The sequence below is a fragment of the Streptococcus sp. oral taxon 061 genome, from assembly GCF_013394695.1.
In the GTDB taxonomy this organism is placed as follows: domain Bacteria; phylum Bacillota; class Bacilli; order Lactobacillales; family Streptococcaceae; genus Streptococcus.
Genome location: NZ_CP058258.1, coordinates 1166974 through 1190148 on the forward strand (window position 1 = coordinate 1166974; position 23175 = coordinate 1190148).

Annotated in this window: 25 protein-coding genes and 1 tRNA gene; 4 read left to right on the forward strand and 22 right to left on the reverse strand. The window is 39.2% G+C overall.

The annotated features are described in order from the left end of the window. Nucleotide 1: 1 nt before the first annotated feature. From HW271_RS05725 to HW271_RS05795, 15 genes are all read right to left on the reverse strand, one after another. On the reverse strand, nt 2-409 hold the full coding sequence (locus HW271_RS05725; RefSeq protein ID WP_178895197.1) for a hypothetical protein: 408 nt from the start codon (nt 407-409) through the stop codon (nt 2-4). Nucleotides 410-462: 53 nt separating this feature from the next. After that, on the reverse strand, nt 463-861 hold the full coding sequence (locus tag HW271_RS05730) for a hypothetical protein (RefSeq protein WP_178895198.1): 399 nt from the start codon (nt 859-861) through the stop codon (nt 463-465). A gap of 37 nt (nt 862-898) precedes the next feature. Then, the gene (locus HW271_RS05735) at nt 899-1246 is read right to left on the reverse strand and encodes a hypothetical protein (protein WP_178895199.1); all 348 of its coding nucleotides are present in this window, start codon (nt 1244-1246) and stop codon (nt 899-901) included. Nucleotides 1247-1313: 67 nt separating this feature from the next. After that, a complete protein-coding gene (locus tag HW271_RS05740; RefSeq protein WP_178895200.1) occupies nt 1314-1868 on the reverse strand; it encodes a histidine phosphatase family protein in 555 nt (184 codons plus the stop codon). 55 nt (nt 1869-1923) lie between these two features. Next, nucleotides 1924-2853 carry an alpha/beta fold hydrolase gene (locus HW271_RS05745; protein ID WP_178895201.1) on the reverse strand — a complete coding sequence of 310 codons (930 nt, stop codon included), beginning with the start codon at nt 2851-2853 and terminating at the stop codon, nt 1924-1926. Between the two features lie 130 nt (nt 2854-2983). Beyond that, complete coding sequence (locus tag HW271_RS05750) at nt 2984-3865, reverse strand: class II fructose-bisphosphate aldolase (protein ID WP_001019005.1); 882 nt, start codon at nt 3863-3865, stop codon at nt 2984-2986. 147 nt (nt 3866-4012) lie between these two features. Beyond that, nucleotides 4013-5332, reverse strand: coding sequence for a sensor histidine kinase VncS (gene vncS, locus HW271_RS05755; RefSeq protein WP_178895202.1), 1320 nt, complete (start codon nt 5330-5332; stop codon nt 4013-4015). Then, nucleotides 5329-5985: a response regulator transcription factor gene (locus HW271_RS05760; protein WP_178895203.1), complete on the reverse strand. Its 657-nt coding sequence runs from the start codon at nt 5983-5985 to the stop codon at nt 5329-5331. The genes vncS and HW271_RS05760 overlap by 4 nt, the downstream gene beginning before the upstream one ends. Before the next feature lie 70 nt (nt 5986-6055). Next, on the reverse strand, nt 6056-7435 hold the full coding sequence (gene vex3 / locus HW271_RS05765; protein WP_178895204.1) for an ABC transporter permease subunit Vex3: 1380 nt from the start codon (nt 7433-7435) through the stop codon (nt 6056-6058). 47 nt (nt 7436-7482) lie between these two features. Then, nucleotides 7483-8130 (reverse strand): ABC transporter ATP-binding subunit Vex2, encoded by a 648-nt coding sequence (gene vex2, locus HW271_RS05770; RefSeq protein ID WP_178895205.1) that lies wholly within the window; start codon nt 8128-8130, stop codon nt 7483-7485. Nucleotides 8131-8143: 13 nt separating this feature from the next. Next, nucleotides 8144-9421: an ABC transporter permease gene (locus tag HW271_RS05775; protein WP_178895206.1), complete on the reverse strand. Its 1278-nt coding sequence runs from the start codon at nt 9419-9421 to the stop codon at nt 8144-8146. Between the two features lie 135 nt (nt 9422-9556). Beyond that, nucleotides 9557-9642: transfer RNA gene (locus HW271_RS05780), tRNA-Leu, on the reverse strand. Nucleotides 9643-9719: 77 nt separating this feature from the next. Beyond that, a complete protein-coding gene (locus HW271_RS05785; RefSeq protein ID WP_178895207.1) occupies nt 9720-10295 on the reverse strand; it encodes a cysteine hydrolase family protein in 576 nt (191 codons plus the stop codon). After that, nucleotides 10295-11083, reverse strand: a complete 789-nt coding sequence (gene codY / locus HW271_RS05790) for a GTP-sensing pleiotropic transcriptional regulator CodY (RefSeq protein ID WP_178895208.1) — start codon at nt 11081-11083, stop codon at nt 10295-10297. The genes HW271_RS05785 and codY overlap by 1 nt, the downstream gene beginning before the upstream one ends. Nucleotides 11084-11355: 272 nt before the next feature. After that, nucleotides 11356-12930 (reverse strand): DEAD/DEAH box helicase, encoded by a 1575-nt coding sequence (locus HW271_RS05795; RefSeq protein ID WP_178895209.1) that lies wholly within the window; start codon nt 12928-12930, stop codon nt 11356-11358. Between the two features lie 341 nt (nt 12931-13271). On the opposite strand from HW271_RS05795, the gene HW271_RS05800 reads away from it, so the two are divergent. The 4 genes from HW271_RS05800 (at nt 13272) to HW271_RS05815 (ending at nt 18011) form a co-directional block, all read left to right on the forward strand. After that, on the forward strand, nt 13272-14588 hold the full coding sequence (locus HW271_RS05800) for an FAD-containing oxidoreductase (protein ID WP_178895210.1): 1317 nt from the start codon (nt 13272-13274) through the stop codon (nt 14586-14588). Between the two features lie 98 nt (nt 14589-14686). After that, nucleotides 14687-16030, forward strand: coding sequence for a lipid II isoglutaminyl synthase subunit MurT (gene murT / locus HW271_RS05805; protein ID WP_178895212.1), 1344 nt, complete (start codon nt 14687-14689; stop codon nt 16028-16030). Continuing rightward, complete coding sequence (gene gatD, locus HW271_RS05810; protein ID WP_178895213.1) at nt 16030-16812, forward strand: lipid II isoglutaminyl synthase subunit GatD; 783 nt, start codon at nt 16030-16032, stop codon at nt 16810-16812. The genes murT and gatD overlap by 1 nt, the downstream gene beginning before the upstream one ends. Nucleotides 16813-16928: 116 nt before the next feature. Next, nucleotides 16929-18011 carry a Xaa-Pro peptidase family protein gene (locus HW271_RS05815; protein WP_178895215.1) on the forward strand — a complete coding sequence of 361 codons (1083 nt, stop codon included), beginning with the start codon at nt 16929-16931 and terminating at the stop codon, nt 18009-18011. Nucleotides 18012-18057: 46 nt separating this feature from the next. On the opposite strand, the gene HW271_RS05820 is transcribed toward HW271_RS05815, so the two are convergent. The 7 genes from HW271_RS05820 to HW271_RS05850 all read right to left on the reverse strand — a co-directional run bounded on the left by HW271_RS05820 (nt 18058) and on the right by HW271_RS05850 (nt 23135). Further along, a complete protein-coding gene (locus HW271_RS05820) occupies nt 18058-18600 on the reverse strand; it encodes a GNAT family N-acetyltransferase (RefSeq protein WP_178895216.1) in 543 nt (180 codons plus the stop codon). Nucleotides 18601-18850: 250 nt separating this feature from the next. Beyond that, entirely contained in the window at nt 18851-19675 is an 825-nt protein-coding gene (nadE, locus tag HW271_RS05825) for an ammonia-dependent NAD(+) synthetase (protein ID WP_178895218.1), read from the reverse strand. Further along, nucleotides 19672-21132 (reverse strand): nicotinate phosphoribosyltransferase, encoded by a 1461-nt coding sequence (locus HW271_RS05830; RefSeq protein ID WP_178895220.1) that lies wholly within the window; start codon nt 21130-21132, stop codon nt 19672-19674. The genes nadE and HW271_RS05830 overlap by 4 nt, the downstream gene beginning before the upstream one ends. A 107-nt stretch (nt 21133-21239) precedes the next feature. Beyond that, complete coding sequence (locus tag HW271_RS05835; protein WP_178895222.1) at nt 21240-21728, reverse strand: DUF6773 family protein; 489 nt, start codon at nt 21726-21728, stop codon at nt 21240-21242. Continuing rightward, nucleotides 21718-21927, reverse strand: coding sequence for a helix-turn-helix transcriptional regulator (locus HW271_RS05840; protein ID WP_001107501.1), 210 nt, complete (start codon nt 21925-21927; stop codon nt 21718-21720). The genes HW271_RS05835 and HW271_RS05840 overlap by 11 nt, the downstream gene beginning before the upstream one ends. A 148-nt stretch (nt 21928-22075) precedes the next feature. Further along, on the reverse strand, nt 22076-22672 hold the full coding sequence (locus HW271_RS05845) for an HAD family phosphatase (protein ID WP_178895223.1): 597 nt from the start codon (nt 22670-22672) through the stop codon (nt 22076-22078). 52 nt (nt 22673-22724) lie between these two features. Further along, complete coding sequence (locus HW271_RS05850; RefSeq protein ID WP_178895225.1) at nt 22725-23135, reverse strand: GNAT family N-acetyltransferase; 411 nt, start codon at nt 23133-23135, stop codon at nt 22725-22727. Nucleotides 23136-23175: the final 40 nt, after the last annotated feature.

Consider the following 23175-nt stretch of genomic DNA (forward strand, 5'->3'; position numbering starts at 1 on the left):
TCTACCAAGTTAAGTCTTCAATCATGCTTCTTACTTGTGAATCAAGAGTCTTATTCTTCTTCAGTTCTCCAACCAAAGCCTGAATCTGCCGGACTAGATTTGGATCATTGTCATTATAGCATCGATGAAGCATCCAGATGTTATGCACAGTTGGACTTTTTAGAACTGACTCCATCAATAATTCCTCATAGCCTTGATGATAAAATCGCTCCACAAAGTGAACCAACTCACCTGGAGCTCCAAAATCTACTTCTGGATGTTTGGAAATAAAGTCTAAGACGGGGTCAACCAAATCAAAGGGTTGAGGGTAAGCCTCCATGGCATCTACAATCTCGTCTGCTAACTCAAATTCTTGGTCTTCAGTAATTGAATCATGCAAAGCAACTAACATATCATCTTTAGTAAGCATCTGATTCTCCTTTTCAACTGTTCAATATCATTATTCGTTTTCGAACTTCTTCTTCACTCATCAAACCTTGTTCGTAAGTAGTTTTCAAACTCCTTTTGGGATAAATCACTAGGAAGTTCAAACACATACTCATAGCCTTCATCACAAAAGCAAACTTTCTCTTCAGGTGGAAACCATTTCCGAAGCCAGATGATATAGGAGGCATAATCTTGTAACCTGTTCGTTGAATCAAAGTAATCAATCACAAAAACATTTTTCTTGCTACTCAAAGAACTTTCCAAGGTAAGCTGAGGACTTTGATAATCCCAAGAAAGCGAGTAAGCTTTTTCAGGATTCGTCCTTTCTCTAATCAAAATACCTGGGAATTTTTCTCTCAAAGAAGTACGAAAGGCTTGTAAATCTAGGAATATGGGGTCTTTACTCTCAATAAAGACAAAATCAGCAGTACTCATCAGTCTCTCTCCTTCTTTTTAAAACTGAAAACAGACCTTAACCATCAATGGCAAAATTCTCCAGACTCTCAAATGCCTGCCCCTGATAGTCAAAAGAAAAGATATGAATATCATCAAAAGTTTGATCGCAGAAAGTAACGGTTTGTCTTTCTGGCTCGATGATGGGTCTACCCAATTTTTCAGTAGCTTCTTCATCTGTGAAATACCCATAAAATTCTTGTAAATGAGGCAGTATAAAAGCAAGAATACGAGATCTATTTTTATGGTAATTGGCTGCAAGCAACTGAGCTTCCATCTCAAAGTTTCCACTTGGTCTTTCTTCCCAAGCTACAAGAACATTATCTACTTCATGAACGTAGGCTTGCAAGGACTGATCGAATATCATGGCTATCTTCCCTTCTATTCTATTTACAATAACAGAAAATAAAAATCACATAGAGTGAGCTAAATGATTACCTAAAAGTATCTGGCATAATTCTTTTCACACTCTCATCTTTGTCCACTAGAAAGCAATCTGGAAAGGTCATCTGTTCCCATTTTTTATAATCAAAACTTGAATCAAAATGATTGATTAAGATTCCTAGCAAATTTCCATGAGAACTCAGTAAAATGGTTTTATCTGAATACCTTTCTTCCAAGTCCGCAAATAAATCTAAAATTCTATTTAATGCTTCTCGATTGGACTCGCCTCCAATGAGAGATTTATCTGGATTTTGCCATAAATATTGAATTGTTTCTTCAAACTCAGAATCTTCAATAAATTTTGAGGATAATTTTCTTTCACGTAGACGATTATCAAGCACTATCTTATCAAATCGAATGGGAGAACTATTAACGGTCTCAAAAGCTCGCTTATAAGGGCTTGAAATAAAGTAATCTATTTTACAAGCATTTAAAAACTCCAACTGTTCAAGAGAAGAAAATCCTTTTTCCGACAATGTTCTATTAAAATCATCACTCGAGAATCTTGAATGAGCATGTCTAAGTACAATATAAGTGTTCTTCATAAAATGTCACCTCTCAATTATTGGCATCAGTTCAAAATAACTTTCTAAATCACAGTTACTCTGTTAAAAATTCTTCAATTCGAGAAACAAGTTCATTATTTTGATAATGATAGAGGTCGTGAGGCGCATCCATATAGATGACTTGAACATTAGACTGACCACTAGCAAATCTCTCTGCATAATGCTGCCATTCTGATTGGCTAAAGGTCGTGCCTTCACCGTTAGACACTAGTAATAAGGTGGGAATTTTCGGATTGATGCTAGAGGGAACTTTCTTGGCATTTTCCTTTACCAAACGGGATTCATGAAGCATGGCTTGTGAGATTAACTGCTTATAAGCCAGTAATTTATATTGTTGTCGTTCACTTTCAGTCAGAGTTGGATTTTTTATATAAAAGGACTCAGGAAAATAGCGTAATAAGCCAATCTTACTGCTCCAATAAGCCACAGTAAGCAAGGTCTGATTATCCTTTAAATCCTCATAACTAGCTGGTAACGCCCAATCCAGACCAACCAAGGCTTTCACCTCATCAGGATACTTTTCCTGCCAAGCCAGACTTTCGAGACTAGCCATGGAATGAGACAGAATGATAAAAGGTCCTGATATATTTGCTTGTGATAGAGCTTGACGTGTCTCAGACAAAACTTCCATCACGTCTCTGGATTGATTACTATCCTCGCTATAACCATAGCCAGCCCGCTCCATGATGACTACCTTATATTTTTTTGATAAGGAATCCGACACATTCTTAAAGTCCAATATTGGAGAAGCAATTCCAGCACCAGATAGAAACACTATTGTCTCTGGACCATCCCCCTCAACGTAGACATTGATTTTGTGCCCATTAACGAGAACAGTTTTACCCATAGGAGTTAGAGAGGCTTGTTCCTTTTCTAAGCTGATACGATGAAAGATAAATGTCCCTACTAAAAACAAGATAAGGAAACTAAGAAGGACAAGGGCTGATTTTTTCAGTATTTTCATAGCATTATTGTACAAAAATTAGACTCTTTTAGCAACTTAAGTTTAAGAATTTTCCTGTATAATCTGTATATATCCAGAAACAAAAAACCCACCTTCAAAGGCGGGTTTCATTTTGTATTGTTCAGCTAGATTAAGCTTTACCTTCTGAACCGAATACGTCGATACGTTCTTCAACTGATGCTTGGATAGCTTTTACACCGTCAGCCAAGAATTTACGTGGGTCGAAGAGTTTCTTCTTATCGTATTCTGCTTCGTTTGCTTCGTAGTCACGAGCAAATTTACGAGTTGCGTTAGCGAATGCGATTTGGCATTCAGTGTTAACGTTAACTTTAGCAACACCAAGTTTGATAGCTGCTTGGATTTGGTCGTCAGGAATACCTGATCCACCGTGCAATACGATTGGGAATCCTGGTACAGCTTCAGTCAATTTTTGCAAGTGGTCAAGGTGAAGACCTTTCCAGTTTGCAGGGTAAGGACCGTGGATGTTACCGATACCTGCAGCCAAGAAGTCGATTCCTGTAGCAACCATTGCTTTAGCGTCTTCGATTGGTGCCAATTCACCGTCACCGATGATACCGTCTTCTTCACCACCGATAGTTCCAACTTCAGCTTCTACTGATACACCATTTGCGTGAGCAAATTCTACAACTTTACGAGCTTTTTCAAGGTTTTCTTCAACTGGAAGGTGTGAACCATCAAACATAACTGAAGTATAACCAACTTGAATACACTCAAGTGCATCTTCGTAGTGACCGTGGTCAAGGTGGATAGCTACTGGTACAGTGATACCCATTGATTCTACAAGGTTAGCGATCAAGTTGCGAGCAACTTTGTAACCACCCATGTATTTAGCAGCACCCATTGAAGTTTGGATCAAAACTGGAGCTTTTTTAGCTTCTGCTGCACGCAAGATAGCTTGAGTCCACTCAAGGTTGTTTGTGTTAAATCCACCAACTGCATAACCATTGTCACGAGCTGCTTGGACAAATTTTTCTGCTGAAACGATTGCCATTTTATCAGGCCTCCTGTATATTTTTATGGGATATCCCATTTACATTGTTCATTTTATCACTTTTTGACAAAAAAAGCTAGTTTTTCCTGTAGTTTAGATTGAATTTCTTCTATCTAAAAATATGTAACCCTCCTCAAAGTCCTAATCTTACAGGTCTTTAGGTAGGTTCATATAAAAGGCTAAGTGGTCTTCATAGCGTTCAAATCGATAGTCAATTTCTTCGTTTTCCAATAAACTTTTAACTACGAATAGTCCCAAGCCAGCTCCCTTACTTTGTCGACTAGAAACCGTAAAGGATTGTTCAAACTTATCTTGCTCCTCAGGTGTACAGGCGTTCTCAATGAAAACCCAGCCATCTTCTGTCCCAATTTTTAGATAACCACCCTGAACAGAGTGTTTCACAGCATTACTGATAAGATTGGAAAGAATCAGCTTGAGTACCGAAGGATTTAGATAAGTTTGTTGGTCTGTGAGTTGATTCACAACTGAGATTTCCCTCTCTTTGGCTAATAAATCATAATCCTTTAAGAGAAAACCTGTCATTTCAAGAAGGTTGATTTTTTCCTTTTTATCTCGCAATTCTTGCACTGAAGAAAGGGATAAGATTTGCTGAACGTGGTGACTCAAATCATCTACAATTCCTAGAGAAACTCCTAGATAATGGTCTCTATCTTTATAGCGCCCAATATTGGCTTGCATATTTTCTAAAAGAATCTTCAGACTCGCAAGAGGTGTTTTCAGTTCGTGAGAAGCTCCTCGCAAAAACTCAACCTTCATCTTTTCCAGTTGGAGGATGGCCTCGTTCTTGTCATGCAAATCCGCAATAACATTTAAGAGATGCTGATAAAGGCTATTGATTTGTTCTTTAAGATCGCCAATTTCATCCTTAGAATCCACGCGCAACCTCACCTCTGCATCCAAATCCATCATCCGTCGAGTCACTCGTTTGATTTCCAAAATAGGAGCCACAATGGTTCTAGCATAGATAAAGGCGATGAGGAGCGAAATGATGAACGACGCCAATAAAGTATAAGGCAAAAACTGAAGACTGATTTCTTCTGCTTCTTTTTGCAAATCCATAGAAGCTAAAAACTGCAAGGTCATAGTCTGACCATCCTTGGTCTCAATTTCTCTTTCCTCAATAACCAAGGAGGCTGTTTGTCTTTGTTTATCAATAGGAAGATTGTCATTGACCTCCAACTTATCTGGGGTCATCTCTCCCTTAATGGCTCCCTTAATATCACTGCTTTGAGAATAGAGTTCAAGAACTTCCTGAATGGCTTGACTATCCTTTCCTTGAAGGGATTGTGCAATTTCTGTGGCCTTCTGCCCAACACTTTCCTGACGATGACTGAGATAGATCGGAGGAAAAAGGAAATAGATAGCCAAATGCAAACAAATGACCAAGGTAGAAAATACCGAGAAGGTATAGACAAAAATCTTTTTAAATAAACCTGAACGTCTCATTTTCTCTCCAATTTATAACCAACATTGCGCACGGTAAAAATACAGTCTAAATCCAATTTTTTCCGTAGTTCCTTGATATAGACATCGATCACTCTGTCAAAAGGAACCTCATCTGTCATCTTCCATACAGCATCGATAATCTGCGACCGTGTTAAGGCTCGACCTTCATTTTTAACCAGATAGTCTAAAATTTCCAGCTCTTTTGCATTCACTGCAACTTCTTGACCAGCTACTTTGGCGCTATAGCTGTCAAAGTCTACCTCGGTGTCTCTATAGGTAAAGATACGACTTACATCATAATAACGTTTGAAAATAGCATCCACTCGTACTTTTAACAAAGATAGGGAAAAAGGCTTTTCCAAATAACCATCTGCTAATGCAGAAAAGGCACTCATCTTATACTCCTCATCCTGAAAGGCTGTCAACATCAAGACCGGAACTTGGCTGCTTTTACGGATTTCTGACAAAACCTCTAAACCATTGAGTTTCGGCATTTGAATATCTAAGAGAACCAAGGCAACTTGGTGATTGGAAAATTGTTCTAAGGCCTCAAGGCCATCTGCTGCCTGAATGGTTTCATAGCCACAATCCGTCAAATAATCACTAATTCCCTCACGGATCATGTCTTCATCTTCTACAATTAGAATTTTCATATAAATCCTTTTCTATCAAAAATGCTACCTATATTATATCTCATTTGAGTGAGAATAGGTAGCAGGTTTTTTATTCACTATCCAACAAGAGTTCTTTTGGTTGTTTAAAGAGGAGATTGCTTGAAGCAAGTGCCATAACTAATACTACAAGAACTAAGCCAAGTACAAAGATGATGGCAAAGTCAGTAGGTTGAATGGAAATATCCAGACTTGAAAGTGTCTTGCTAAAGCCGTCGACTTCTGCACCACCACCAAGATTAGAGGCTTGGGCTGCCTTACTTGCCTGTTTAGCCACATCTGATGTGACATTTGCAAGCACTGTATTTCCAATGGCACGAGCAGTGTAGTTGGCTAGAAAATAAGCTGAAATTAGTGCTGGAATTGCAATCATAACTGCTTCTGTGATAAATTGTCCTAGAATACTTGCTTGTTTTAGACCAATTGAAAGGAGAATTCCAACTTCTTTACGACGGGCGTTAATCCATAGTGTCAGTAAGAGAGCAAGTAGAAGAACAGAGAAGCTCAAGCTACCCCAGAAGAGTAGATTAGCCATCTTGTACATGCCTGAGATAGATTGTTCAAGGGCAGGATAGTTAGATGAACTCTTAATCAAGCTATACATCTTCCAGTTGATGCCGTTGATAGACCCTATTTCTTGCATGACAGTATCTAGGTTCTTATCTCCAGCTACAAAGAAGGTAGCATCTCCATAAATAGCTGTATCTTCTGTATAACCATAGAGTTGGGCTGCTGTGTGAATATCTGTGATTGCTGTATTTTCATAAAGTTCTTGTGAATAGGTTACAGCAGATTTGTTGTGCCCATCAAAAAGTCCTTTGATCGTTACTTCTACTGTTTCGTTGGCTCCTTTTTCATTATCTGCATCGTAGATATTGGAGTTCAGTTTGACCTTATCCCCTACTTTCCAGCCATGTTTAGCAGCCAAGTCTTTGTGCATGAGAATTTGGTATTTGTCATCGTTTGTTAAATGTTCTCCTTCGACCAATTTGTAAGAGCCTGACACAAACTTGTCTTCTTTAGCCGAATCATTAACTCCTGTTATCATCAAGCTACTTCCAAAACGTTGAGCTCGATCTCCAGTTAGATTTTTCTTGGTTTCAGGCGTTTCAATCAGTTCATAGCCTGTCAAATCACCGATAGCATTAATTCGTTTGATGTAGGATTCAATGGCCTTATTCTCGGTAATTTTTTTGATATCTTCACCCTTGATATTCCCAGCACCACGTGGAGTTCCTTGGTTGACCCTACGGTTGATTTGCATGGAAAAACTATTGGTGATATTTTTAAAGGTTTCTTGAGAAGCCTTGGCTGTCGCTCCCTTGATAGACAAGCCGACCAAACTCAAACTAGCCATCAAGAGAATGATAAGAAAGATCACAAGCGACTTGAAAAATTTTCTTGTGACATAGGCAAATGCATTGTGTAACATAAGATTCCTTTCTAGATTTACTTCAGTTTTTAATATGTTTAAAAGTTTTAGTTACTGTTTGTTCTTATTTCAGTCAGTTTCTTATCCTTCAATTCAAGTGTAATATCTGACGCCTGTGCTACTTCCTTGCTGTGGGTCACAACGATCACACACTTACCTGTTTTCTCAGCGAGAGATTTGAGCAGGTCAATAATATCTCCAGCAGTCTTAGGATCCAAGTTTCCTGTTGGTTCATCTGCTAAAATTACTGGCGCCTCAGATACAAGACTACGAGCAATGGCAACCCGTTGTTGCTGTCCACCTGATAATTGGAGAACATTCCGCTTGATCTGACTTTCATCTAAACCAAGTTCAAGAAGGGTATCCTTGCTGGCCTTTTTATTGACCAAGCGGATATTTTCCAATGGAGAAAGATAATCAATCAAGTTATAGTTTTGGAAAACTAGCGAGATATGGTGCATACGGTGATAAGAATAACCTTGTTCACGAATGTCTTTTCCCTCAAACTTAATAGCACCTTCGACTGGGCTATCAAGCCCTGCTAATAGTGATAAGAGTGTCGATTTCCCTGCTCCTGATTCTCCAATAATACTATAAAACTTACCTGGTTCAAAATCGTAATTGATTTTATATAATACTGCTTCTGCAGTGTTTTTGTAACGATAAGTAAGATCTTGTAATTGTAGTAAAGTCATGATTTCTCCTTTATTAACTGATGGATGATAAAATTTCTTTCGGTGATTTTCTAAATAAAAATAGGAAACAAAGTGCAACTGACAAGCAGCTAATCACAAGTAGAAAGACATAAGATTCTCCAAATGATAGGATACTGGTTGAAAGATTAGTTGCTTTTGCTAGCGTATCTTGTAATGCAGCTTGATCGCCACTTGCTAGTACAGTCTTCAAGAGATAGGAAGTAATAGCATTCCCAGCCACTAATGCTGGCAGAATAGCTGCCAATGAAACTATGATGACTTCTAGGCAGAATTGGCTAAAGATTGCTATTTTTCCTTTTCCTAGCGCCAATAAAATACCAACCTCGTAGACTCGCTCTCGTAACCAAAGGGACAAGACCAAGACCAGAGCTCCTACACCAGCAATCATAATGCCATAGAGGAAAATTTGTAGGAAGGTTTGGAAGGTCGAAACTGAATCCTTGATTTGTTCAAAGGCCTTGTTTTCCTTTTCCACTTGGTAACCTTGGTTTTCCAGAGATAATTTTTCAACCTCTTGAATGATACTATCCATATCTTTTGGATTTTCTAGATAGAGACGAGCGGCAGTAACTTGAGCTTCCTTATTTCCAAGAAGAGTTTGGCTACTTTCGTAGTCTGTATAGACCGTATTTTCACTAAAATCTGATGATAGACCGGTAAATTTCTCTTGCTTCTGACCTGAGAAAACACCTACGATTTCATAATCTAGCCTTTGTCCACTATTTCCTTCTACTTGAGCAGGGTTTAAGCTAATCTTCTCTCCTACTTTTAGATTGTTTTTCTTGGCTAAATCTTCGTGGATTAAGATTTTTTTTCGATCCCCTTTTTGGATATGTCTTCCTTCTTTAAGGGTAAAAGCGGAACTTGTAAAAGAAACATCCTTGGAAGAATCTTCCAAAGCAATCAAACTGATAAGATTTTTTTCAGCCTCTGTCAAATCATCCCTTTGGATACTTTGTTCTCCAGTAACGACTTCTTTGTCAGTTAACTTGGCTATTGTTTCTAACTCAGGTGAAATCTTCTCAAGGCCCTTTATCTTTTTAAGCTCATCTAGTTGAGACAGTTGAAAGGTCTGATCTGCTTCTATTCTTTTAATAGAAAAAGATGTATTCAATGAACGATAGAGATTATTTTCTACTGTTTTGTTTGACTTCATGAGCGTCAAACAAGCCGATATTCCAGCCAATAAGACAAATAGAATCAGGAATAATATGAGACTTCTCAGTCGTTTTCTGCTGACGTAAGCCCAAGCTCTTTGAGTGGGATTCATATAGCACCTCCATATTTGTAAATCCATTATAATATTCAAATATGAAATGTTTATGAAATAAGAAAAAAAGAGCAAAAATATATTTGCTCTTTTTTACGAAAAATAAAAAGCTAGCCGAAGCTAGCTCATCTACTATGCGGAGAGAGGGACTTGAACCCTCACGACCTAAAGCGGTCACAGGATCCTTAGTCCTGCGCGTCTGCCAATTCCGCCATCCCCGCGTCGATTACTTTACTAGTATATCAACTTTGAAAAAAAATGTCAAGACTTTTTTCAGATTTTTTCATCTTGAAATGTATTATTCTGTAATTTCAAGCAAATTTTCATCAACCAATTTTGCACCAAGTGTATTCTTAAAATGTCCAAGTGCAAAGGCATGATTTTCAGGCCAAATGGATGCTACTGCTGGTTTCACAACTTCTATCTGATAACCAAGATTATAAGCATCAATCGCCGTATGCAAGACACAAATATCTGTAAGAACTCCCGTCAAAATGACAGTATCCACTTTACGCTCTCTGAGACGGATATCCAAATCAGTGCCAGAAAAAGCTGAATAGTGACGCTTGTCCATCCAGAAAACACGACTTTCATCAGCATGCTCCTGATAGAAGTCGGCTAACTTGCCATACAAATTTCGTCCACTAGTCCCAATAATGTTATGTGGCGGGAAGAGTTTACTTTCAGGATGAAAAACATCATTTTCTTCATGGGCATCGATTGTAAAAAAGATATAATCTCCACGTTCAAAAGCCTTTTGGGTCACCCCATATATATCATCAGATATTGCTTGAGCTGGAACACCCGCAGTCAGTTTCCCATGATCCGCTACAAAATCTTCTGTATAATCAATAGAAATTAGTGCCTTAGCCATTAATAGTCCCTCTTTTTCACTTCTTCAAAAATATCTGGGATTAGAACTTTGAGATAAGTTCCTTTCATACCAAGAGAACGACTTTCAATAATCCCTGCTGATTCGAGTTTACGCAGTGCATTGACAATCACCGAACGTGTAATACCGATACGATCTGCAATGATAGAAGCTGTCAATTGACCTTCATTACCATTTAGTTCTCCTAAAATAGCTGATACTGCTCGCAATTCAGAGTATGAAAGAGTGTTAACCGCCATAGTGACAGCTGTACGACGACGAATATTTTTCTCATCTTCCTCGCGTTGGAAGTTCAAGAGTTGAATTCCTACTACTGTACTGGCAATCTCAACAAGAATCAAATCATCTTCTTCAAACTTTTTATCATTACGCCAAATAATCAAAGAACCCAAGCGAATACCAGAGACATGGATTGGAGCAATTGTTGTCAAACCATCTGGAAAATCTGAACGACTTTCAGTCGGAAAAATAGTCAAATCATGTTCAACTGGAAGGTTATACTCCGTATCATAAATCATGTTTGCTGCTTGAATATATTCATCAGGGAAAATTTTTGATTGGAAAAATTGCTCTACACGGTCATTATTGGTCTTGTAGCGCATAAAGTATCCCAAGAGGCGTCCTTTACTATTCAAAATGCAGGCATTGCAATCAATGATATCAGCCAATTGACGCGTGATTGCGTTGTAGGGAAGATCATCTTGTAATTTCTCCTCAGAACGCTTTAGGATCGATGTAATTTTTCTTGTTTTTTCTAATAAATGTACCATTTTTTACCTCGCATATAATCGCTTTCATTATATCACAAAATTCTGACTACTTCAACAATTATCTGAAAATTGTTTATTGAATTGCAATTCAAGTGTATTCGAAAATTTTACCTATTTTTTATTATTTTCTTATTGACAGCTTCCTACATTTTTGATAAGATAATATTACAAGATAACAAATTTATAAATACAAACTTCTCGTATGATTATTTTCTTGACTTTTGGTCTCCTTATATATAAAAGCGATCCACCACAGTGAACCGCTTTTTTTGTTATTTATCTCCTTTGTTACGAATCACAAAGCCTGTCTTCTTCTCGCTTGAAGTATTACGTGGATTTTTATTATCCTTACGGTAACGTTTTTCCTTCTCAAAGCGGTCGTTCTTGCGACTGCCTTTTTTGAAATCATCACGACGACCATTGCCACGGCGATCACGATCTCGACGGTCGTCACCACGACGGCCACCACGACCAGACTTGCCTTTTGCTCCAAATCCACCACCAGATGGTTTGAATGGTAATGGTTTCTCACGTGCAATTTCAACTTCTGGAAGACTATCTGGATCCTGAACCGTTAAGCTAAGGATGTACATGGCCAATTCTTCTGGGCTGAATTCGGCTGCCAATTTACGGGCATCTTTTGCGAATTTATCAAAGTTTCCACGAATAGCTTCATCAGCAAAGTCACGTTCAATTTTCTTGAGTGCAACCTGTTTCTTAGCTTGGAAGGCTTCTTCTGCACTTGCAGGCTTGAGGCCTTTCATGCGTTTCTTAGTCAAGTTCTCGATAATTTGGAGATAACCCATCTCATTTGGTGCAACAAAAGTGATGGATTGACCTGACTTACCAGCACGACCTGTACGACCGATACGGTGAACATAACTCTCAGGATCTTGAGGAATATCATAGTTGTAGACATGGGTCACACCTGAGATATCCAATCCACGTGCAGCAACATCTGTTGCAACAAGGACATCAAGATTCCCATTTTTAAAATCACGAAGGACACGAAGACGTTTGTTTTGGTCAAGGTCTCCATGAATACCTTCCGCACGGAAACCACGGATCTTCAGACCACGAGTCAACTCATCTACACGGCGTTTGGTACGACCAAATACAATCGCAAGTTCAGGTTGCTCCACGTCCATGAGACGAGTCATGGTATCAAATTTTTCTTGTTCTTTAACTCGGATATAGTATTGGTCAACCAATTCAGTTGTTAATTCCTTAGCAGCAATCTTCACATGCTCAGGTTCTTTCATAAACTGAACTCCGATACGTTTGATGGCATCTGGCATAGTTGCTGAAAAGAGTAAGGTTTGACGATTTTCTGGGACACGAGAGATGATGGCTTCAATATCCTCAAGGAAGCCCATGTTAAGCATTTCATCTGCTTCGTCAAGGATAAGAGTTTCAATGTCCTGTAGTTTCAAGGCCTTGCGTTTGATCAAGTCTAGAAGACGACCAGGCGTTCCAACTACGATATGAGCTCCTGATTTAAGTGCCTTGATTTGTTTTTCGATACTTGAACCACCATAAACAGAACGGACTTTTACACCCTTGCTTCGACCAAAGCGGAAGAGTTCTTCCTGACTTTGTACAGCTAGTTCACGGGTTGGTGCAATGACCAAAGCTTGAATGGTTCCTTCTTCTGTACGAATTTTTTCAAGGGTTGGCAAGCCAAAGGCTGCAGTTTTCCCTGTACCGGTTTGAGCTTGTCCGATAACATCTTTCCCTTCAAGAGCCAAAGGAATGGTTTGCTCTTGAATCGGACTTGCTTCTACAAATCCTGCTTTTTCGATTTCTGCTAACAAATCCGCAGAAAGATTAAATTCATTAAATTTCACGTTATTCTTCTTTCTAAAGATGGTGCGAAGCCATCCTATAGCGCTTAGTTTATACTTTTCTTGTCATGACGTACTTTCATACCTTTTATGAAAGACCGTGTTGCTTCTTTTCCACTAAAGAAAAGTACTGCTTTTTTGCAACTTATCTAGTATAACACAAGACCGGGGCAAAAGATAGTCTAACCACCTGATTAAATCATGTAAACGATTTTTCTATCTTATGAGCTCAATTCCCAAAAGCATTCTCGAGACTATTTTGTTTGGATATTTTTTCCCGTAGCAGATTTGTGCAAAAGTTTTTTTCTTGTGCTAGAATGAAAATCAAACAGGAGGATTTAAAAATGTTAACATACGATTTAATTGTCATTGGATTTGGTAAGGCTGGTAAGACGCTTGCTGGGAAACTAGCCTCAGCTGGTAAAAAAGTTGCCCTTATCGAACGTAGCAAAGCTATGTACGGTGGAACTTGTATCAACATCGGTTGTATCCCAACAAAAACTTTGCTAGTTGCAGCTGAAAAGAACCTTTCATTTGATCAGGTCATGGCTACTAAAAATACGGTTACTACACGCCTCAATGGAAAAAATTATGCTACTGTAGCTGGTACAGGTGTAGATATCTTTGATGCTGAAGCACACTTTGTCTCAAACAAGGTTATTGAAATTCAAGCTGGAGATGAAAAACAAGAACTGACTGCTGAAACAATCGTTATCAACACTGGTGCTATTTCAAACGTATTGCCAATTCCAGGCCTTGCTATAAGCAAGAACGTCTTTGACTCAACAGGTATCCAAAACTTAGAACAATTACCAGAAAAACTTGGTGTACTTGGTGGAGGAAATATCGGCCTTGAATTTGCCAGTCTCTACAACAAACTTGGAAGCAAGGTTACAGTCCTAGATGCTTTGGATACTTTCCTACCACGCGCAGAACCTTCTATCGCTGCTCTTGCCAAACAATACTTGGAAGAAGATGGAATTGAACTCCTTCAAAATGTCCGCACTACAGAAATCAAAAACGACGGTGACCAAGTGCTTGTCGTGACCGAGAATGAAACATACCGTTTCGACGCGCTTCTCTACGCAACTGGTCGTAAGCCAAATGTAGAACCACTTCATCTTGAAAATACAGATATCGAACTAACTGAACGTGGCGCTATCAAAGTCGACAAACACTGCCAAACAAACGTTCCAGGTGTCTTTGCAGTTGGAGATGTCAACGGTGGACTTCAATTCACCTACATTTCTCTAGATGACTTCCGTGTTGTCTACAGCTATCTTGCTGGTGATGGTAGCTACACACTTGAGGATCGTCTCAATGTACCAAACACCCTCTTCATCACTCCTGCACTTTCACAAGTTGGTTTAACTGAAAGCCAAGCAGCTGATTTGAAACTTCCATACGCTGTTAAGGAAATCCCTGTTGCTGCTATGCCTCGTGGCCATGTAAATGGAGATCTTCGTGGTGCCTTCAAAGCAGTTGTCAATACAGAAACCAAAGAAATTCTCGGTGCAACTATCTTCTCAGAAGGTTCACAAGAAATCATCAACATCATCACTGTTGCTATGGACAACAAGATTCCATACACTTACTTCACAAAACAAATCTTCACTCACCCAACCTTGGCTGAAAACTTGAATGACTTGTTTGCGATTTAAGCTAAGATAAACTTATGAAAAACAACCCTCCTAGGGTTGTTTTTTCTTATCCAAAATCTCAATTCTATCTTTTCCGTCTTTTATGATATAATAGAAACATGAAATTTAAAACTACTTTGGGCCTTCTTGCTGGGCGTTCTTCTCACTTTATTTTGAGCCGTCTTGGCCGTGGAAGTACGCTTCCTGGAAAACTCGCCCTTCAATTTGATAAAGATATTTTACAACATTTAGCAAAGAACTACGAAATTGTAGTGGTAACTGGTACCAATGGGAAAACCTTGACAACCGCTCTCACTGTCGGTATCCTAAAGGAAATTTATGGTCAAGTTTTAACTAATCCAAGTGGTGCCAACATGATAACAGGGATTACAACGACTTTCTTGACTGCAAAATCGTCAAAAATTGGAAAAAATGTTGCAGTGCTTGAAATCGATGAAGCTAGTCTCTCACACATCTGTGACTACATCCAACCAAGTCTTTTTGTCATTACCAATATCTTCCGTGACCAAATGGACCGCTACGGAGAGATTTATACGACCTACAACATGATTTTGGACGCTATTCGAAAAGTTCCTACTGCTACTGTCCTCCTTAACGGTGACAGTCCACTTTTCTACAAGCCTGCAATTCCAAATCCTGTTCAGTATTTTGGTTTTGATTTGGAAAAAGGTCCAGCAAAACTTGCTCACTACAATACTGAAGGTATTCTCTGCCCAGACTGTCAAAGTATTTTGAAATATGAGCTTAATACTTATGCCAACTTAGGAGCATATATCTGCGAAAACTGTGGATGTAAACGTCTTGACTTAGACTATCGTCTGACAGAATTGGTTGAGCTGACCAACAATCGTTCCCGCTTTGTTATCGATGGTCAGGAATACGGTATCCAAATCGGTGGGCTTTATAATATCTATAATGCTCTCGCTGCAGTCGCTATTGCTCGTTACCTTGGAGCGGATTCTCAACTGATTAAGCAAGGATTTGACAAGAGTCGCGCTGTATTCGGTCGCCAGGAGACCTTCCATATCGGTGATAAGGAGTGCACGCTGGTTCTCATCAAGAATCCTGTTGGTGCTACCCAAGCTATTGAGATGATAAAATTAGCTCCTTATCCGTTTAGCCTTTCTGTTCTCCTAAATGCCAACTATGCAGACGGAATTGATACCAGCTGGATTTGGGATGCTGATTTTGAACAAATTACTGAGATGGATATCCCAGAAATCAACGCCGGTGGCGTTCGTCATTCTGAAATTGCTCGTCGTCTTCGAGTAACTGGTTATCCAGCTGATAAAATCACTGAAACAAGCAGTCTGGAACAAGTTCTTAAAACGATTGAAGCTCAAGACTGCAAGCATGCTTATATCCTTGCGACTTATACGGCCATGCTGGAATTCCGAGAATTACTATCCAATCGTCAGCTTGTTAGAAAGGAGATGAACTAATGGTTTATACTTCACTTTCCTCAAAAGACGGCAACTATCCTTACCAGCTAAATATCGCCCACCTCTATGGTAACCTCATGAACACCTACGGAGATAATGGGAATATTCTTATGCTTAAGTACGTAGCTGAAAAGCTTGGTGCCCATGTAACAGTTGACATCGTTTCACTTCATGATGATTTCGATGAAAATCATTACGATATCGCCTTTTTCGGTGGTGGCCAAGACTTTGAACAAAGTATCATTGCTGGTGATTTACCTGCTAAAAAAGAAAGTATCGATAACTTTATCCAAAATGATGGTGTTGTCCTTGCTATCTGCGGTGGCTTCCAACTATTGGGTCAATACTATATCGAAGCTTCTGGAAGACGTATCGAAGGCCTAGGTGTCATGGGACACTACACTCTCAATCAAACTAACAACCGCTTTATCGGTGATATTAAAATTCATAACGAAGAATTTGATGAAATCTACTATGGTTTTGAGAACCACCAAGGCCGTACCTTCCTCTCAGATGACCAAAAACCACTCGGTCAGGTCGTTTACGGAAATGGAAACAACGAAGAAAAAATCGGTGAAGGCGTTCACTATAAAAATGTTTTCGGTTCTTATTTCCACGGACCTATTTTATCCCGTAATGCAAATCTAGCCTATCGCTTGGTCACTACTGCACTCAAGAAAAAATATGGTCAGAGCATTGTCCTTCCAGCTTATGAAGATATCCTCAGCCAAGAAGTAGCTGAAGAATACAGCGATGTGAAAAGCAAGGCAGAATTCAACTAATCTTTCTATTCCAACATGCTATTAGCTGTTGGAATTTTTTTTACCTTCATTTCCCCTTCTCCCTTGCATTTTCTACTAATTTTTGCAAAAATAGAGGGGTAGAAAGAAGGTAGCATATGTCTAAATTACAACAAATCTTAACTTATCTTGAATCAGAAAAGCTAGACGTCGCTGTCGTATCTGACCCCGTCACAATTAATTACCTCACTGGCTTTTACAGTGATCCACACGAACGCCAAATGTTCCTCTTTGTCCTTGGAAATCAAGAACCACTTCTCTTCGTTCCAGCCCTTGAGGTTGAGCGTGCAAGCAGCACTGTCTCATTCCCAGTTGTTGGTTATGTGGACTCTGAAAACCCTTGGAAGAAAATCCAAAACGCCTTGCCACATCTTGATTTCAAACGTGTTGCAGTTGAGTTTGATAACCTCATCTTGACTAAATACCACGGTTTAAAATCTGTCTTTGAAACTGCGGAATTTGAAAACTTAACTCCACTAATCCAGCGTATGCGCTTGATTAAGTCAGCTGACGAAGTGCAAAAGATGATGGTAGCAGGTGTCTATGCAGACAAGTCTGTCAAAGTCGGTTTTGACAATATCTCTCTTGACAATACTGAAACAAATATCATTGCACAGATTGATTTTGCCATGAAACGCGAAGGCTATGAAATGAGTTTTGATACTATGGTTTTGACAGGTGATAACGCTGCAAATCCACACGGTATTCCTGGGGCCAACAAGGTTGAAAATAACGCCCTTCTCCTCTTTGATCTCGGTGTAATGGTCAATGGTTATGCATCAGATATGACTCGTACAGTCGCTGTCGGTAAACCTGATCAATTCAAGAAAGATATTTACAACTTGACTCTTGAAGCCCAACAAGCTGCCCTTGACTTTATCAAACCTGGTGTGACAGCTCATGAAGTAGACCGCGCAGCTCGTGAAGTGATCGAAAAAGCTGGCTACGGTGAGTACTTCAACCATCGTCTCGGTCATGGTATCGGTATGGATGTACACGAATTCCCTTCAATCATGGAAGGAAACGACATGGTTATCGAAGAGGGTATGTGCTTCTCAGTTGAACCCGGCATCTACATCCCTGGTAAAGTCGGTGTCCGTATTGAAGACTGTGGTGTTGTGACCAAAGACGGCTTTGACCTCTTTACAAGTACCAGCAAAGATTTGCTTTATTTTGATTAAAAAGTATTTTATAAAAAATAAGATGGAAAAGCTAAACTTTTCCATCTTATTTTTTGATTTGATAATAAATTTTATCAGCAATATAACCTTTTCGTTCAACTGCATTTGGAATCGTCTTCCAAAAAGTCATACCCGCCTTTTCCATAACACGCCCTGATGCTGGGTTTAGACTTACATAGCAAGCATCAACCTCTTCAAATCCAATCTCATCTAGACAGTATGATAAAATTGCCTTCAAGGCTTCTGTCATGATTCCTCGTCCCCAGTAGTCCATCCCTAAGATATATCCGATCTCACAGCTAGAGTTTTCTTCATGCACACTGACAAGACTAATATCTCCGATGACCTGGGGTGGATTTTCTTTGAGACAAATAGCCCATTTGTAGTAATTTGGATTGTCATAGGATTTTACCCAATTGCCAATAGAATTTCGAGTCTGTTCGACATTCAGGTGAGGATCCCAAGTCACATAGGTCAGATTCTCTGAGCGTGAAGCCCAATTATCAAACATGGCTTGAGCATCAGTTTCCACAAATCTCCTTAATATCAAACGTTTTGTCTCAATAGTTTGTGTCCCTACTGCTCTCATAATGGTAACTCTCTTTCTATTTTATGGATGGCTTCAAACTTGCATTGACATATCTCAGTCTCCTATTTCAAGTTATAAAGCGAAAAAGGTCCTCCGGACCTTCTTCGCTTTTGTATTTTCAGGCTCGGGCTAAAAAAGTCCCCCGGACCTGCCTCGCTTTTCTATTTTCAGGCTCGGGCTAAAAAAGTCCCCCGGACCTGCCTCGCTTTTCTATTTTCAGGCTCGGGCTAAAAAAGTCCCCCGGACTTTTTTACTCCCAAAACTTATCAAACACTGTGATTGGTAGATGGCGTTTGTGTTGGCCTTTGTACCACCATTTTTCAATGGTTGCTTGGGCTTCTGGGCTTACTTGTTTACCTTCGAGATAATCATCAATTTCATTGTAAGTAACTCCCAAGGCTACTTCGTCTGCAATACCTGGTTTTTCTTCTTCTAAGTCTGCTGTTGGAACTTTTTCATAGAGGGCTGGATCAGCTCCAAGTTCTTTCAAGAGTTGTTTTCCTTGGCGTTTATTGAGGCGATAGAGTGGGAGAATATCTGCACCACCGTCACCAAACTTGGTAAAGAAACCTGTGATATTTTCCGCAGCATGGTCTGTCCCGATAACAGCTCCGCTATGAGCACCTGCAAGGGCATATTGGGCAATCATACGGCTACGAGCCTTGATATTTCCTTTGTTAAAATCGGAAACTACACTTCCTGTTGCTTCGACTGCTACTGTCATAGCATCAGCAGATTCCTTGATATTCACTACTAAGCTCACATCTGGCTGGATAAAAGCTAGGGCTTTTTGGGCATCTGCTTCATCAGCTTGTACTCCATAAGGCAAACGAACTGCTATAAATTTATAGCTATCATCACCTGTTTCTGCTCGCATTTCTTCCATGGCTAGTTGAGCCAAGCGTCCTGCTAAGGTCGAGTCTTGACCTCCAGAAATGCCTAACACAAAAGTTTTTAAGAAGGGATGCTTCTTTAAATATCGTTTTAAAAAGTCAATCGAACGACGGATTTCTTCCTGGGCGTCAATCACTGGTTTTACACCTAGTTGCTGGATAATGGTTTCTTGCAAACTCATTCTTCTTCTCCTTCGCCTAGAGCTTCCTTACGCATCTTATCAATCAAGTCCATCTTGTCTTGCCATACGTCACGAGCCAAGTCCACAGGATAATGTTGTGGGTTCAGTACGCGTTTGTATTCATCCCAGAGCTTATCAAATTCCTTACGAGCATAGGCTTGAATTTCAGGCAGACTTGGTAAGTCATAAACTAGCTTACCTTCCTTGAAAATGTCTACCAAGAGAGGAACAGCATCAAAATTACGGACAGTTTTCTTGATATAAGTATAGGTTGGATGGAACATCTTGATTTCAGTCATGCTAGCAACATCGACACCATCATAGGTAATGTAATCGCCTTCTGATTTGCCTTTTTCACGACTGGTGATGCGCCAAACTTGTTTCTTACCTGGTGTTGAAACTTTCTCAGCATTGTTTGAAAGTTTAATGGTATTGCGCATATGACCATTCTCGTCTTCAATAGCAACAACCTTGTAAACTGCTCCAAGTGCTGGTTGGTCATAAGCAGTGATGAGTTTAGTACCTACACCCCAGACGTCAATCTTAGCTTTTTGCATCTTGAGATTAAGGATGGTATTTTCATCAAGATCATTGGATGCATAGATCTTAGCATCCGTAAATCCTGCTTCATCCAGTTGTTGACGAACTTTTTTAGAAATATAGGCAATATCTCCAGAGTCAATGCGGACACCAAGGAAATTAATCTTGTCACCAAGTTCACGCGCAACCTGAATCGCTGCTGGAACACCGATGCGAAGAGTATCGTAGGTATCTACTAGAAAGACACAATTTTTGTGCGTTGAGGCATAAGCCTTGAAAGCCTGATAGTCATTTCCATAAACTTGAACTAAAGCATGAGCATGAGTTCCTAAAACCGGAATACCAAAGAGCTTACCTGCACGTACATTACTAGTTCCATTGGCACCACCAATAACAGCCGCACGAGTCCCCCAGATAGCCGCATCCATTTCTTGCGCACGACGTGTTCCGAATTCCATCAAAGGTTCATCATCAATGACTGAACGAATACGAGCCGCCTTAGTCGCAATCAAGGTTTGAAAGTTGACGATGTTCAAGAGAGCTGTTTCAACCAATTGACACTGAGCCAAAGGACCTTCCACTTGAACAATCGGTTCATTGGCAAATACCAAGTCCCCTTCTTGAGCAGAACGTACAGTCAATTCCAACTTGAGATTACGGAGATATTCCAAGAAGGCGCCATGATAACCAAGTGATTCCAAATAAGCAATATCGCTCTCAGAAAAGCGCAGGTTTTCTAAGTAGTTCACAATTCGTTCCAAACCTGCAAATACAGCATAACCGTTTTTGAAAGGTTGTTGGCGGAAATAAACTTCAAAAACTGCTTTCTTATTATGAATGCCTTGGTCGAAGTAAACTTGCATCATGTTAATTTGATACAAATCAGTGTGCAAAGTTAAACTATCATCTGGGTACATATACTGTCCTTCTTCCCTATTTGTAAAAAGATGAAAATGTTTCTTCTTTTCTCATAAACTAGTACTATTATAACACATTTTCTCGATATTGATAAAAAGCTAACAAGCTATTCCATGCTCTCGAGCTTATCCATATCTTTTTCATACTTCTTCTGAGCCCATTCACCATAACTTTTCAAACCTAAGTTTCCAATAAATACCCAAGGGAGATAAAAGACATAAGTAAATACCCAAGCAAAAATGTATTTAAGATGTAGAGGGTTGTGCTGATAAATTTCGATATTGAACTGATAGTTCTGTAGCATCAAGGTAGCTGTAATCACTAGAGTTAATAATAGGCAACCTAAAATTGTAAAATGAAAACGACTATAGTAAGTCACACCTAGACTTCTAGCACGATTGATAAAGTAAAAATTCCCTATGATAATAATAGCGAGAAGCATGCTAGGATTAAAAAGGCTTGGTGCTAACACTGCTATGAAATAAGCTAGAAACAACAATCCGATAGAAATATAAAAACTCTCTGCACCAGCTTTATGAAGTTGTTGCTCTTCTCTTTCGTCTAATAATTGGTAATAATAAAATCTATTTTTCATCTTCTTCCTCCCAAAATAATTGGTCTAAAGTTTTCCCTAAGCATCTGCAAATAGACTGGCAAAGCGAAAGCGAGGGATTGTACTTTCCAGCTTCTATCAAGCCGATAGTCTGGCGCGTAACCCCGACAGCTTCTGCCAAGTCACCTTGTGTCATATCAAGCTCTACTCGAGCTAGTTTTAATTTTAAATTCTTAGCCACTTGTAACCTCCGCCTTAATTTTAAAAGTCGCGCTTCTTTTTTCAACATTATTATATCATATATTTTACATTATGCAATATATATCTGTCATTTTGTGCGATTTTTTTAACAAAAAACTCTACCACTTACATGATAGAGAGTTCTCTGCTTATTCAAATTTTTTCAAAATATCTACAAGGTCACTTCTTTGTTTTACTTGATAGGCTTTGATTCCTAGGCTTTCAGCCATCTTAGTGTTATCTGCTAAATCATCAAGAAAGACACAATTTGCTGGATCCAACTCATATTTACTGAGGATTTCCTCAAACATTTTTCGATCAGGTTTGATGACCTTAATATCACAAGAAAGAACAAACCCATCTAAAATCTTTGCTAGAGGTGCTAGTTGATTTTTCAATAATTCATAAAAAACTGGTGAGGTATTAGATAGGACAAAAATACGATGGCCATTTTCCTTTAAACGTGCAAGAAGCGGAAAGACTTCCGTGTAAATATCGATATAGGCAGGCCAGTTCCAAATGACTTCTTCAACCTTTTTCTGATAGCAATCTCCTAATAGGGAAAGAACCTTATCAACCAATTCTTCTCGAGTCAAAGTCCCTAAGTCCAATCTTTCCCAAAGCCCCGACTGGAAAATAGCCTTGTCTAAAATTAGATAATCTTTCTGAGTTTTAGCTACAGCTTTCAAAATCTTATCCTTGTTCCATTCCAGTAGAACATTACCCATATCCAGTATGATATCCATCAACCTACCTCCATCATTATGTGAACGATCTCTTTAAGCGTCCAATGTCTGTTTACAAATCTTTTTGATAATAGTGCCTTTGTCCAGTATAGGGATAGTCTTTCAAAGTAAAAACTTCCTTGTAGCCATACTTCTGATAAAAGGCAGGCGCTTGAAACTGATAAGTATTTACAAAAGCAAAGCGACAGTTTCTCTTCTTAGCTTCACTTTCTGCTTGCTGCAATAGTTGGGAGCCAATTCCTTGTCCTCGTATGTCTTCTTTTACAAACAAATATTCGATTTCTAGCCAGTTTCCAAAAGTCTCTCCTACTAAACCAGCCATGAGTTCACCGCTATCATCTTCGACATAAATATTAAGTGGCTCGCTTTCAGCAGCTTCTCTTTTGGAACGATTATAAGAGCGAATCAAGTCTCCTATTATTTGCGATTTCTGAGACTCTGTATTTTCCAATCTTACCTGCATAAAACCTCCTAAATACACTTATAGCATGATTATAACCATA